The following is a 12,778-nucleotide window of genomic DNA, read 5'->3' as shown; positions in this document are numbered from 1 at the left end:
CCGGACCAGCACGGGCAGGACCGTCCACCCACGCTCGCCAAGGAGAACGTGCCATGACCCAAGACTTCGTGCCGTCCCTCGGCCGCTGGCGGCTGTGGGAGCAGTTCGCCCTGCGGGGGCCGGGTTTCCCCGCCGACGGGGTCCTGCGCCTGGCACCGGCCGGACTGGCGGAGGCGGCCGACAAGTTCGCCGCCGACGACCCTCTGGAGGGCGCCCGCTGGGCGGACTTCGCCCGGCTCTTCGCGGACGCCGCCGTGGAGAGCGCGCACACCCTGCAGGACATCGCCCGCATGCCCGCCTTCCGGGAGGCGGTGGCCTGGCAGAACCGGCCGGTCCTCACCTCCGGCATCGCCCCGTTCCTGCGCTGGAAGCCGGGCGTGGACAGCCGCAGCAGCATGCCGCGCCAGCGCGAGGAACTGGTCGCGCACTACTGGCAGCGGTTCTGCGTGAAGAACGACACCATCGGCTTCTTCGGCCCCGTCGGCTGGGGCCGCTGGGACGCCGCGACACCCGGCGCCGCCGTCGACGCGGGCTGCGGACTCATCGCCGACTCCACCGTCTACTGGGCCAGTTGGGGCATCGACGCACTGGCGAAGACGCTGGACGCCGACCCCGCTCTGCGGGAGTGGATCGCACCCCGGCGGGTGCCGTTCGTCGCACTGGACGGGGACCGCGTCCGGGTGCCCGGCCGCCGCCCGGTGACCGTGTCCGCCGACACGGCGGCCGTCCTGGCCCGCTGCGACGGCGTCCGGCCGGCCCGGCACATCGCCGCCGAACTCCCGGACACCGACGTGCCCGCCGTCCTGGACGATCTGGTCGCCCGCCGCTGGGTGGCGTGGCGGCTGGAGGTGCCCGCCGGCACCCATCCCGACCGGGCCCTGCGGGCCTGGCTCGAGTCCGTCGGCGCGCCACAGCCGCGCAGCCGCGGGCTGGCCGCACTGGACCGGCTGGAGCGGGGCCGCGCCAAGGTGGCGGCGGCCCGTGACGTGGAGACCCTGGTCGAGGCCATGACGGAGCTGGAGCGGGACTTCACCGCCCTGACCGCCACGGCCGCCGTACGGGAGAAGTCCGCCTCGACGGCCCCCTGCCGGGCGCTGGTGTACTCCGACACCCGCCGGTCCGCCACCGCCCGCCTGGGCCCCGCCGTGCTCGACGCACTGCACCCGCTGCGGCTGCTCATGGACAGCGCCGCCTGGCTCACCGCACGGCTCGCGGCGACGGTGACGGCCGACACGCGCCGCGTGTACGACCGGCTCGCCGCGGAGGGCGAGGTCGACCTGGCGTCCTTCTGGTTCGAGTGCCTGCCGGTGCTGCACGGCGCCGCCCGCACCACCGCAGCCGAACTCCAGCGGGAGTTCGCCGCACGCTGGCAGCGCATCCTGGCCGTCCCCGAGGGCGCCCGCCGGGTGACCGTGGCGTCGGCGGACATCGAGGCACAGGTACGGGAGGCGTTCGAGAGCACCGGCGGCGGCTGGACGGCGGCCCGCTATCTCAGCCCGGACGTGATGATCGCCGCCGACGGAGCGCAGGCGGTGGCCCGCGGCGACTTCACCCTCGTCCTGGGCGAACTGCACCTCGCCGCCAACACGCTGGGCGCCTCCCTGTTCACCCACCAGCACCCGGACGCCGCCGAGTTGCTCCGCCTCACCGACCGCGACCACCCCGGCCCGCGCCTCATGCCCCTGATCCCCAAGGAGCACCGCTCACGCCTGTCCGTCCGGGTCCGTCACACGCTCGTGCGCCCCGAGGACCACCAGGTCGCCCTCGCCGACTTCACGGCGGACCCCGCCCGCCCCCGGGCCGTCCGCAGCGCCGACGCCACCGTCGAGGAACGCGACGGCCGGCTCCTCGTCCGGCTCCCGGACGGCTCCGCCTTCCCGGCCGTCGACGTCTTCTCCCACGTCCTGACCACCCTGGCGATGGACCTCTTCCAACTCCTGCCGCAGAGCGGCCACACGCCCCGGGTGACCCTCGACCGCATGGTGGTCGCCCGGGAGACCTGGCGGCTGCCCGCCACCGACGCGGGATTCGCCGACGACAAGGACGAGGCCCGGCGCTTCGTGCGCGCCCGCCACTGGCGCACCCGGCTCGGCCTGCCCCGCCACGTCTTCGTCGTCCTGCCGACCGAACCGCGGCCCTTCTACGTCGACTTCGACAGCCCCGTCTACGTCACCATCCTCGCCAAAGCACTGCGCCGCCTGTCCCGCAGGGACCCGCAGGGCACGTTCACCATCACCGAGATGCTGCCCACACCGGAACAGACCTGGCTCACCGACGACGAAGGCCGCCGGTACACCGCGGAGGTGAGGTTCGTGGCCTTCGACACGGAACACAGGACCGACGGCCGTCTGAAGTGACCGTGCGGTACGTGGAGCTCGACGAACTCCTGACGATCGTCCGGAGGGCCACCGGCACCGAGCACGCCGTGAAGGACCCCGGACTCCGCGCCTCAGCCGTCGAGCATCCACGTACCTGCGCCCGGCAGCACGGTGGACCGGGGGCTGGCATCGGTCCTGTCCGGTGGGCTACGTTGCGGCGATGACTACCGGGACGGCATTGCGCCACACACGGATGGGTGACCCGGCGCTTCTCTGAGCGCCGTACGGGCCGGTACCGGCCCGCTGACGAACCGGGGATCCGGCGCTGCTGCGCGGGCTCCGCCTCCTGTCGTGCGATCACAGCTCGACACGTCAACCACGACAGGAGAACTCATGCCCACCACGATGCTGCACATCCCGACCGCGGACGGCCGGGCCGACGCTTTCGCCGCCTTCCCCGACGGCGGCGAACGGCACCCGGGGGTGCTGATGTACGCGGACGGCTTCGGTATCCGGCCCGTACTGCGGGAGATGGCCCGCGAACTGGCCGGACACGGGTACTACGTGCTCGTCCCCAACCTCTTCTACCGGCACGGCCCGGCCCCGGTGATCGAACTTCCCGAGCACATCGGAGAAGAGGTCCGGCCCGCGGTCTTCGCCCAGTTGATGCCCTTGATCGAGGCGCACACCGCCGAACGTGCCCTGAGCGACGCCGACGCCTACCTCAGGTTCCTCACCGCTCGGCACGAGACCGGCGCCGGACCGGTCGCGGTGACCGGCTACTGCATAGGCGGCCTCCTGGCGGTGCGCACCGCCGCGGCCCACCCCGGCCAGGTGGCCGCCGTCGCCGCATTCCACGCTCCGGTGGGCGCCGACGGGCCCGACAGCCTTGCCGGGCTCACGGCCCAGGTCCACCTCGGCCACGCCGAAGGCGACATGACGCCCGGGGCGCTCGCCGAGCTCAACCAGGCCCTGGACGCCGCGGGGGTCGGTTACACCTCCGAGGTCTACCCCGGCACCACCCACGGCTTCACCATGTCCGACACCGACGCCTTCGACCCCGCGGGGCTGAAGCGTCATTGGGACCGCCTGCTGCCCCTCCTCGACCGCAACCTGGCCAACAGCTGAGGCTCCGGTCCTGAACCAGACCTGACGTACATGGTTCCGCGGTCCTGACAAGGTTCCGTCCAAGTGCCGGCCCCCGGCCGCCGGCGGGGGACCGGCCCGGCGGACTTTGCGCGGTCCCGGCCCCGGTCAGTGCCTCGTGCGCAGGACGGGATCGGGCTCGGGATGCGCGCCGGTCAGTTCGGGTTCCAGGCCGTCGGCCAGTTCGGTGGTGCGGCGGCCGATGTCGGCGCGCCACGCCTCGAAGGCCCAGGCGGTGAGGGCGACGACGGCCAGACCGAGCAGCCAGCCGCCGACCACGTCGCTGAACCAGTGCACGCCCAGCGCGACGCGGGTGAAGCCGACGCCGAGCACCGAGAGCACCGCCAGGCACCAGCACGCCACCCGCCAGGCGCGCGGCACCATGGGCAGCAGGACCAGCAGCAGGATCGCGAACGACGTGGTGGCGGTCATGGCGTGGCCCGAGGGGAACGAGAAGCCCGGGGCATGCGCGACCGGGTCCTCCAGGCTGGGCCTGGCCCGCTCGACGACCACCTTGACGAGCAGCCCGATCAGCCCGCCGGCCACCGCCGTCACGGCGGACCAGGCCGCGAGCCGCCACGCCCGGCGGTGAAGCAGCCACAGGGTGAGCAGCGCGACCACGATGCGCAGGGTCACCGGGTCCCAGACCCAGTTCGACAGGAAACGCAGCGTGTCGGTCCAGGCGGGGTGCTCGAGCGCCGTCTCGTTCAGCCGCCGCGCCGCGCCCGTGTCCATCCGGCGCAGCGGCTCCCACTGCCCTTTGACGAGGACCAGCAGCAGGCCGAACGGCACCGCCGCGATCGCGGCCACGACAGCCGCGCCGAGCAGACGGACGCCGAACCTGCGGTCGGCCTCCCGGCGGCGACGCTCGCGGAAGGGACGCGTGGTGAACCGGAGGGGCATTCAGACTCCCGGGTCGGTGTGGATCGGACCGGGGCGCATGGCCCGCGCGGCTTCCAGCTGCGCGGAGAAGGACAGTCCGAGGAACAGGGCGATGGAGGTCAGGTAGGCCCACAGCAGCAGCGACATGAAGGCACTGAGCGGGCCGTAGACGGTGTCGAAGGAGCCGCTGATCCCGAGGTAGAGACTCAGCAGCCAGGTGAGGGTCGTCCACAGCACCAGGTACACCGCGGCGCCGAAGGCCAGCCAGGTGTAGCCGGGCTGTTTGCGGCGGGGCGAGCGGCGGAAGATGGCGCTGGCCGAGATGAGCACGAGGACCAGGCCGAGGGGCCAGCGCAGGATGTTCCACGCGGTGAGCGTGCCGTCCTTCAGGTGGTACACCGTCACCGCCGCGGAGGCCAGGTCCGCCCCGGCCACCATCACGATGAAGCCGACGCCGAGCGGCAGGCCGGCGCTGACCGACATCACCAGGCCGCGCAGGTACTTGAGGTGGAAGGGCCGGTCGCGTTCGTTGCCGTAGATGCGGTTGGCGCCGCGCTCGATCTGGCACATCGCGGTGGTGGTGTTGACCAGGGAGAAGAGCAGGCCGAACCAGAGAGCGATCTGCGCACCGTCGCCCGCGGTCCGCTTGCTGCGGTCCAGCGCGTCGTCGACGACCTCGGAGCTGGGGCCCTGGGCGATCCGGTGGATCGTCAGCTCGGTGAGCCTGCCGATGTTCTCGGTGTGCAGGGCGGTGGACAGCCCGACGAAGGCGATCGCCAGCGGGATCACCGAGAGCACCGTCTGCAGGGCGAGCGCACGGGAGTGCGTGAAGCCGTCGGCGTAGCGGAAGCGGATGAAGGCGTCCCGCAGCAGCGGCCAGCGGCCGTAACGGCGCAGTGACACCAGCGCCTCGTCGGCGGAGAGTTCCTCGCCGGACATGTCCCTGGTCTCGGGGACCTTGGTCGCCGTACCCATCACTTCTCCCCGGACGGCAGCAGCATCGTCAGCGCACCCGGACGGACCTCGGCGGTCAGACGCCGGCCGGGCGCGACGGGATCCCCGTCGAGTTCGCGGGACTGCACGGACTCGAAGGTGAGCTCGGCGCGCCGGAAGGTGAAGAACTCCACCGGTACGCCGGTGCCGGCGTCGGCGTCGGGGGCGGTGAGGGTGTCCACGGACGTGGGCCGGGGTGTCCTGGCGCCGCCCCGCAGCAGCGCTCCGAGGGCACGGATCCAGCCGCCGGGTCCGCGCGGGTCGAGGATCAGCAGGTCGAGCCGTCCGTCGTCGGGCCGGGCGGCGGGCACGAGCGTGAGGCCGCCCTGCACGGTGCCGACGTTGGCGAGGAGGACCATGCGGGCGGTACGGCGCAGGGCCGGGGCGCCGTCGAGCCGGACCGTCACGTGCATCCGGGGGGCGCGCAGTGTGGTGATGCCGGCCAGTACGTAGGCGGGCCAGCCCAGGAAGGACTTGGTGCGGTCGTCGGTGTTCTCCATGATCGCGGCGTCGAGTCCGGCGCCGGACATGGCGGCGAAGTGGGTGACCTCGAGAGCGTCGCCCTCGATGCGGCCGAGGTCGATGTGCCGCACGCTCCCGCGCAGTGCCGCATCGAGCGCGCCGGTGGGCGACAGCGGAAGGCCGAGGTTGCGGGCGAGCAGGTTGCCGGTGCCGCTGGGCACCAGGGCGAGGGGGACACCGCTGCCGGCCATGGCGTCGGCCGCCGCCCGCAGGGTGCCGTCCCCACCGCACACCACCACCAGTGCCGCGCCGTCACGGACGGCGCGGGCGGCCTGGCCGCCTCCGGTGTCCTCGGCCGTGGTCGGGACGAACTCCGCTTCGGCGTGCCCGTGTTGCCGCAGCACGTCCCGCAGCGCGGCGCAGGCGCTCTCGTCGGTCACGGTGGGGTTGTAGACCACGACGGTGCGGCCGGACGCCGGTTCACGGCGGACGGTGGCGGCGGCCGGAGCGGGGCGCGCCGAGGGGGCGGCGGCCACCGTGCCCTCGGTGAAGAGGGCACGGCCGACGATCAGCAGCGACAGGCTTCCGTTGACCAGGCCGCCCACGAGGTCGGTGGGGTGGTGCATGCCCCGGTAGAGGCGGGAGAGGGCCACCATCAGCGGCACGAGCAGCAGCAGCCCGCAGACGACCTTGCGCCAGGGGCCACGGATGCGGGACAGGGCGAGCGCGGCCAGCCCGGCGTACAGGGCGGTGGCCGCTCCGGTGTGCCCCGAGGTGTAGCTGGAGGTGGGCGGGGACGCGTCGAGGCGGTCCACTTCGGGCCGGTGACGGTCCACCGACGCGGTGATGATGAGGAAGACCAGCGCCTGGAGCGAGACGCCGACGGCGAGGAAGACGGCCTGGCGCCACATCGGCAGACGGGGTATCAGGATCAGCCCCAGGCACACCGCGAGGGTGATGGCGATGATCGTGAGGGTGTTGCCGGCCTCCGACGCGAACCACGACACGGTGGTGAGGGCACCGGTGCGGTGCTCCTCCAGCGCCTCGTTCAGGTCGTCCTCGGCGGTCATCGGCCACACGCCGCGCGCGGGGCCGGTGATCAGCAGTCCGATACCCACCATGAGCGCGGCCTGGCAGAGCGTCAGCGCACCGATGCGCGCGGCGGTCCGGCCGCTGCCGCGAGGCAGGGCGGGGGTGCGGGCGGGCCTGGCGGCCCCGGGTGATTCACCGGGCAGGACGGTGGGTCTCTCCGGCACGGCGGTCGGCATCAGGACTCCCACGGATCGGCGCCTCGCGGCGTTCTTCTCGGCCGGGGGGTGTACCCTCCCGATCCACCGCCGTATGCCCGCGAAGTCGCCGCGCAGACCTCAGGACCGACCGCAGGCTCTCCACACCACCACGCAAACCTGCCGATCAGCCGCACATCCTTCACGCGGGCCGGTGCGTTCGGGCCGGCTGCGGCCGACGTCCCGTCAGACGACAGTGCAGCACAGCGCATGCCGGGGCGCCGGCCGTGTCCGTGCGCTTCACACGGACACGGCCGGCCCTTCCCGGCCGGCCGCTTCGAGCAGCAGCTTCGCGGCCACCGTCGCCCCGTCGGCGCGGATCGTGCCGGCCACGGCCCGCGCCCGCGCCCGGGTCCCGGGCAGCAGGGCCGTGGTGAGCTCCGCCGACAGGGAGTCGAAGGTCGGCGTCAGGCCCTCGTGCGCCGCACCGATGCCCAGCTCGGCCACCCGCCTCGCCCAGTACGGCTGGTCAGCGATCCGGGGGACCACCACCTGAGGCGCGCCCGCCCGGGCCGCCGTCGTCGTGGTGCCCGCGCCGCCGTGGTGCACCACGGCCGCCACCCGGCGGAACAGCGCCTGCTGGTTGACCTCGCCGACGACGAGGCAGTCGCCGGCATCGTCGACCGGGGCCAGGCCCGCCCACCCGCGGGCGAGGAGCACCCGGCGGCCCTGCGCGCGGCACGCTTCCGTGGCCACCCGGGCGATGCCCTGCGGGGCGTGCGCGGCCATGCTGCCGAAGCCCACGCACACCGGTGGTTCCCCCGCGTCCAGGAACGCCTCCAGCTCCGCCGGCAGCGGCCGGTCGTCGGGCAGGATCCACGCCCCGGTCTGCACGAGGTCCAGGTCCGTCATGCCCTGTGACGGACACAGCGTCGCGTCCGCCGCCAGCCACGGCCGGCCGGTGAAGACGTGGTCGCGGACGTTGTCCACCGGCGGCAGGCCGATCGCCGCCCGATGCCTGTTGAGCGCCTCGCCGTACAGCGCGTTCACCCGCTGGGCGTCCTGCTCCCACAGCACCCGGTTGTCGGTCTCGTCCTGCGGGGACGGGGTGCCCGGCCGCCTCCCCGGAGGGAAGTGCCGCGACGGCAGGCCCAGAGTGTGGAAGCACGCGAGCACGTAGGGGATGCCCAGTTTCTCGGCCACGTCCCGCGCGCCGGCGGGCATCAGGCCGGTTGCCAGCAGCACGTCACATCCCTCGGCCGCCGCGGTGAGCGTCTCGAACCGTGCCGCGACCAGCTCGGGGGCGAGCCGGAACGCGTCCTCGGCCGTCGGTGGCCTCGGTCCGGCGACCACCGAGCGCACCGACGGGCCCAGCGGCACCATCGGCACACCCGCACGCGCCAGCAGCTCCGCGAACTCCTCGTCCGGCGGCGCGCACACCCGCGCCTGCGCACCGAGTTCCCGCAAGGCCACCGCCAGCCCCGCCAGCGGTTCGACATCCCCGCGCGATCCCCACGTCGACAACAGCACACGCATGTCGCAACTCCGATTTTTCGCAGGTCATGGCTTACGGCCGCCGATTCTGCGGTACGACCGGGGCCTTGCCGCAAGCCCCCCGGTGCGCTATAAGTTGAGAGTGGCGAGGAGAGAAATCTCCTTGCCTTTTCTTCTTTCCAGCCAGCCCTTAGGGGCGCACGGCGTCCTTCAGGACACCGCGACCCGCCGCGTACGGCGGCGGTACGGGCGGGGACCCGCGTCCGAGGTCACCATGAACATCCTCTTTCCGTGAGGAATCCGCCCGCTGCGACGCTCTTTCGCGGACCTCTTTCCGTGGTGACAGGATGAAGAATGACCGAAGCGCATGCCCCGACGTCTCCCCGCGAGATCTTCTTCGTCTCCAACAACGTGGACGAGACCGGGGGCGTCACCAGCTGGGTGCATCAGATGGCCCGCCTGTTCTCACAGCGGGGACACGCCGTTCATGTGATCGGCGTCGTGCCCGCTCCCGAGGACCAACGCGCTGATCTGGGTGACAGCCTGCCGTACGACACTGTCACGCTGTACGACGTCCACCCGGGAGCCGCTGCGGCCCGGCGCGGACCGGCAGGCACGCTCGATGTGCGCGAGCGGCGCCGCCGGGCCGTGCGGGAGGCGGGCATGCGCGAGCAGTCCGCCAAGCTCACCGCGCTGTTCCGCAGGGCGCGGCCCGGGGCCGTAATCGTCGTCACGCAGGTCTGGGCCATGGAGTGGGTGGCGCTCTCCGATACGTGCGGGCTGCCGGTCATCGGCATGAGTCACGAGTCGTTCGAGACGTGCCGCAAGTCCTCCCGCTTCCACCGGGTCAAGCGGTTCTACAAGGATGTGGACCGGATGCTGGCTCTCACCCGTGAGGACGCCGACCTGTGGATTCGCCAGGGCATGAACAATGCGGGCTGCATGCCGAACCCCCTTCCGTTCTTTCCCGAAGTCCCTTCCGGGCGCACTGAACAGCGCGTGGTCAGCATCGGGCGGCTCCATGAGGAGAAGGGGGTGGACCTGCTTCTCGATTCCTGGGTCGAGATCGCCTCGGGCCATCCTTCCTGGACGCTGTCGATCTACGGCGCGGGCCCGGAGGAAGAAGCCCTGAAGAAGCAGGCGGCGCAGCTGGGAATCACCGCCTCGGTGGAATGGAAGGGCCGCACCGGCGACGTACTCGGGGCGCTGCGCGAAAGCTCGGTCTTCGCGCTTCCGTCCCGGGGGGAGGGCTTTCCCCTGGCGCTCATGGAGGCAATGGCGGCAGCCGTGCCGTGCGTGGCCTTCGACGTCAGTCCCGGAGTGCGGGAGATCATCACGGACGGCGAGGACGGGCTCATCGCACCGGCAGGCAACACCCGTGTGTTCGCGCAGCATCTGGACAGGATGATCTGCGACCAGGACCTGCGTCACCGCATGGGGGACCAGGCGCGAAGGAGCATTCGACGATTCTCCCCGGACGAAGTGGTGAGCCGCTGGGAGTACCTTTTCGCCCTGCTGTACCGCTAGCGGGGCGCACCGGCGCCCAGCGGGTGCGCTCATACGAACGGCGGCTCCGGTCCCGCAGGTGCCGGGATCTGGAGCCGCCGTGTCCGGCCGGGCTACTCCCAGCCGTGCTCTGAAAATCCGTGGGCGTCCTTCAGATACCCGAGGAGTCCTTCCTTCGGATACTCGATGATGTCGGCGGGCAGATCATGTTCGCTGAACCATTCCAGTCCGAGGCACTTCGCCGGCTCGCGGTTGACGGGCTCGCCGCTCCACCGGGTGGCCTCGAAGAAGAACCCGATCCGCTCCACGTTGTCGTTCTGCTGGTGGTGTACCACATGCACCAACCGAAGGTCGTGTGGGTCGACCGTGATCCCGGTTTCCTCCAGCAGCTCGCGTGCGGCCCCGGCGCTGAGGGATTCCCCCTTGTCGAGCTTGCCCGAGGGCATGTGCCAACGGCCGTAGCCGTAGGGGCCGCCTCGCTGGGAGAAAAGGATCTTCTCGCCGTCGCGGACGATGACGTGGGTGTCGATGACTGGTGTCGCGGGCTGCGGATTCATGTTCCCTGAGGGGTGGTTGGCTTCGGGGTGGTTGCTGACGGTACCGACGGAGCGGGCAGTGCGTCGGCGATTGCGGACGCGGCATCCGATGGAGTGGCGTTGCTGGTGTCGAGGACCAGCACGCGTACGTTCCTCGCCTTGAGGAGTCGAGCCGTTTCGACGTACAGCTCGACCTCCCGGCCGGGCAGAGTGGGGTCGAGGTGGAACCGGTGTCGGACGCCGCGCTTGGCTATCCGGTCTGTGATGCGGCCGGGCGATGCGGTCAGGATGACGGCTAGGTCCGGCGGTAGCACGTCGTCGTTTAGGGCGAGCAGGAAGTCCAGCGGTACCCCGTCGAGCCGCTGCAAGACGAGTGTGGAGGCGATGTAGCGGTCACAGATGACCGTGTCGCCGGTGGCGAGCGAAGGACGGATGTCGTGCTCGATGTGTGCGTATCGGTCGGCCATGACCAGGCAGGCCAGGGCGCGCCCGTGAATCTCGTTGGCGTTCTCGCGGGTGAAGGTGCCGAGCTTGCTCTGGGAAGGCTCTGCGGTCTGGTGGACGGCTACGCCCCGGCCGGTCAGCTCTCGGTGCAGGGCCTCGATAGTGGTGGACTTTCCTACGCCGCTGGGTCCGTCGAGGCTGACGAACAGCCCCTGCTGCGTCACGCCGCGGCCCCCTGCGTCGCGTGGCTGCGTTCGTGCTGCTCGCGGGTGAGCGTGGCCAGGGTGGAGCGGACCTGGGAGAGGGGGACGTCGCCGAACTGGATGCCGACGCTGAAATTGAACTCGTCGCGTTGACGCATTGACTCGTCGGCGCCGTTTCCGGTCAGGTCGACGTCACTGTACGCGAGGAGCGTGTCGGGCTCGTGGCCGGCGTCGATGAGCGTCTTCCACACGGGCGTGCCCGGATAGGGGCGGAACTCGAACACGCTGGCGCGGACGTCACCGGGAGCGTTGTCGGCGATACGCCACAAGTTGTGGATGTGGCGGACGGTGGCGTCCAGGTCTTCTTGCGTCTCGCCGGGAAAGCCGAGGATGAAGTAGCCCTTCACGCCGATGCCGTGCTCGACCAGACGGCGGGCGACGCGCTCGGTCATCTCGGCGTTGATGCGCTTGTCCATTGCCTTGAGGATGCGGTCGCTGCCCGACTCGATACCGAGGGCGACCTCCCGAAGGCCGTTGGCGACGAGCTGGTCCAGTGCACTGTCGGAGACCCGGTCAAGGACGTTGATACGGCCGGTGGCGTCCCACACGTACCTATCGCCGATGCGATGGCGGGTAAAAGCCTCCATCTGCTCCTCGATGACGCGGCCCACGCCGAGGAACAGGTCATCGACGAACCGGAACGCCGTGACGCCGTACTCGTCGTGCAGCATGTCGAGCTCCCCGATGATGTCCTCGGGGTCCCGGACCCGGATCATGACGTCCGGATTGGCGCTGACTGCCGCTCCGCAGAACGTGCAGTTGTAGGGGCACCCGCGACTGCCGACGATGTTCGCCTCCGTGTGCCCGGCACCAGCTGCGCGCCGCAGGAGCGCAGTGCCCCGGCTGACCGCAAGGCGCCGATCGGTCTCCGTGGGAGCGGCAGGGTACGGGTCCTGCGGGAGGAACGCGCGGTTGACGTACGGGAGCGCGTTGATGTCCGGGCCGAGCATCTGCGCGCTCAGCTTCCGATTCGCCGGGATGCCGGTCGCCCGGGTCCCGAGCAGCCGATCGCGCCACACCACGCCGGGCAGTTCACTGCGGCGCCGTTCATCCTCCAGGAGAGCGGCGACCCGGAGCTCCCCCTCACCGAGGACGAGAGCCCGCAGGTTGGCCATGCGTAGATCGGCAAGGACACGATCCGGCATGGCCTTGGCGTGGTGGCCCCCGGCCATCAGGGCGATCGTCGGGGCCAGGGCGGCCGCGATGCGCGCGGACATCTCGTAGGTGGGAGCGAGGAGGTTCAGCGCTGCCCACCGCGGCTGCGCCTCGTTGACGATCTTCGCAGCCTCCGTGATCCCGAGACCATGCGCTTCCGCGTCGAGCACCCCGACGTTGAAACCTGCCTGCTGTGCGTAGGTGGCGATGTAGGCCATCCCCAGTACGGGCAGCGTGTAGTCGTTGGTCCGAGGCCTTTGGTCGTAGTCGCGTAGCGGCGCATTCACGAACAGCGCGTCGAGCGCGCGTGCCGGATCGGCACCTGTGATCAGCGGTAACGGCGGCATGGATCC

General features: G+C 71.5%; 10 protein-coding genes. 3 read left to right on the top strand and 7 right to left on the bottom strand.

What is annotated here, in order from left to right:
- Positions 1-53: 53 nt before the first annotated feature.
- Together ACFYP4_RS29320 and ACFYP4_RS29315 are read left to right on the top strand one after the other, a co-directional pair.
- Positions 54-2,357 (top strand): lantibiotic dehydratase, encoded by a 2,304-nt coding sequence (locus ACFYP4_RS29320; RefSeq protein ID WP_388789448.1) that lies wholly within the window; start codon positions 54-56, stop codon positions 2,355-2,357.
- Positions 2,358-2,711: 354 nt separating this feature from the next.
- Entirely contained in the window at positions 2,712-3,446 is a 735-nt protein-coding gene (locus ACFYP4_RS29315; protein ID WP_388789445.1) for a dienelactone hydrolase family protein, read from the top strand.
- A 126-nt stretch (positions 3,447-3,572) separates the two neighbouring features.
- Here the strand turns inward: ACFYP4_RS29315 and ACFYP4_RS29310 are convergent, their stop codons facing one another.
- The 4 genes from ACFYP4_RS29310 to ACFYP4_RS29295 form a co-directional block, all read right to left on the bottom strand.
- Complete coding sequence (locus ACFYP4_RS29310) at positions 3,573-4,367, bottom strand: phosphatase PAP2 family protein (RefSeq protein WP_358850589.1); 795 nt, start codon at positions 4,365-4,367, stop codon at positions 3,573-3,575.
- A complete protein-coding gene (locus tag ACFYP4_RS29305) occupies positions 4,368-5,321 on the bottom strand; it encodes a YihY/virulence factor BrkB family protein (protein WP_358850588.1) in 954 nt (317 codons plus the stop codon).
- Positions 5,321-7,069: a diacylglycerol kinase family protein gene (locus ACFYP4_RS29300; protein ID WP_388789440.1), complete on the bottom strand. Its 1,749-nt coding sequence runs from the start codon at positions 7,067-7,069 to the stop codon at positions 5,321-5,323. The genes ACFYP4_RS29305 and ACFYP4_RS29300 overlap by 1 nt, the downstream gene beginning before the upstream one ends.
- Positions 7,070-7,327: 258 nt before the next feature.
- Complete coding sequence (locus tag ACFYP4_RS29295; protein ID WP_388789436.1) at positions 7,328-8,563, bottom strand: glycosyltransferase; 1,236 nt, start codon at positions 8,561-8,563, stop codon at positions 7,328-7,330.
- A gap of 312 nt (positions 8,564-8,875) precedes the next feature.
- On the opposite strand from ACFYP4_RS29295, the gene ACFYP4_RS29290 reads away from it, so the two are divergent.
- Positions 8,876-10,048 (top strand): glycosyltransferase, encoded by a 1,173-nt coding sequence (locus ACFYP4_RS29290; protein ID WP_358850585.1) that lies wholly within the window; start codon positions 8,876-8,878, stop codon positions 10,046-10,048.
- A 92-nt stretch (positions 10,049-10,140) separates the two neighbouring features.
- On the opposite strand, the gene ACFYP4_RS29285 is transcribed toward ACFYP4_RS29290, so the two are convergent.
- The 3 genes from ACFYP4_RS29285 to ACFYP4_RS29275 are packed head-to-tail and all read right to left on the bottom strand — an operon-like array spanning position 10,141 to position 12,772.
- A complete protein-coding gene (locus ACFYP4_RS29285) occupies positions 10,141-10,584 on the bottom strand; it encodes an NUDIX domain-containing protein (RefSeq protein ID WP_358850584.1) in 444 nt (147 codons plus the stop codon).
- On the bottom strand, positions 10,581-11,231 hold the full coding sequence (gene tmk, locus ACFYP4_RS29280) for a dTMP kinase (protein ID WP_358850583.1): 651 nt from the start codon (positions 11,229-11,231) through the stop codon (positions 10,581-10,583). The genes ACFYP4_RS29285 and tmk overlap by 4 nt, the downstream gene beginning before the upstream one ends.
- Complete coding sequence (locus ACFYP4_RS29275) at positions 11,228-12,772, bottom strand: B12-binding domain-containing radical SAM protein (RefSeq protein WP_358850582.1); 1,545 nt, start codon at positions 12,770-12,772, stop codon at positions 11,228-11,230. The genes tmk and ACFYP4_RS29275 overlap by 4 nt, the downstream gene beginning before the upstream one ends.
- Positions 12,773-12,778 lie beyond the last annotated feature (6 nt).

It is taken from the genome of Streptomyces sp. NPDC005551, from assembly GCF_042871785.1.
In the GTDB taxonomy this organism is placed as follows: domain Bacteria; phylum Actinomycetota; class Actinomycetes; order Streptomycetales; family Streptomycetaceae; genus Streptomyces.
This window is presented reverse-complemented; position numbering and strand designations above follow the sequence as displayed.

Excerpts from the sequence above, each read along its gene's own strand:
- ACFYP4_RS29305 (WP_358850588.1), bottom strand. The coding sequence starts at position 5,321 with ATGGGTACGGCGACCAAGGTCCCCGAGACCAGGGACATGTCCGGCGAG.
- ACFYP4_RS29285 (WP_358850584.1), bottom strand. The coding sequence starts at position 10,584 with ATGAATCCGCAGCCCGCGACACCAGTCATCGACACCCACGTCATCGTC.
- ACFYP4_RS29310 (WP_358850589.1), bottom strand. The coding sequence starts at position 4,367 with ATGCCCCTCCGGTTCACCACGCGTCCCTTCCGCGAGCGTCGCCGCCGG.
- ACFYP4_RS29275 (WP_358850582.1), bottom strand. The coding sequence starts at position 12,772 with ATGCCGCCGTTACCGCTGATCACAGGTGCCGATCCGGCACGCGCGCTC.
- ACFYP4_RS29295 (WP_388789436.1), bottom strand. The coding sequence starts at position 8,563 with ATGCGTGTGCTGTTGTCGACGTGGGGATCGCGCGGGGATGTCGAACCG.
- ACFYP4_RS29320 (WP_388789448.1), top strand. The coding sequence starts at position 54 with ATGACCCAAGACTTCGTGCCGTCCCTCGGCCGCTGGCGGCTGTGGGAG.
- ACFYP4_RS29315 (WP_388789445.1), top strand. The coding sequence starts at position 2,712 with ATGCCCACCACGATGCTGCACATCCCGACCGCGGACGGCCGGGCCGAC.
- ACFYP4_RS29290 (WP_358850585.1), top strand. The coding sequence starts at position 8,876 with ATGACCGAAGCGCATGCCCCGACGTCTCCCCGCGAGATCTTCTTCGTC.
- ACFYP4_RS29300 (WP_388789440.1), bottom strand. The coding sequence starts at position 7,069 with ATGCCGACCGCCGTGCCGGAGAGACCCACCGTCCTGCCCGGTGAATCA.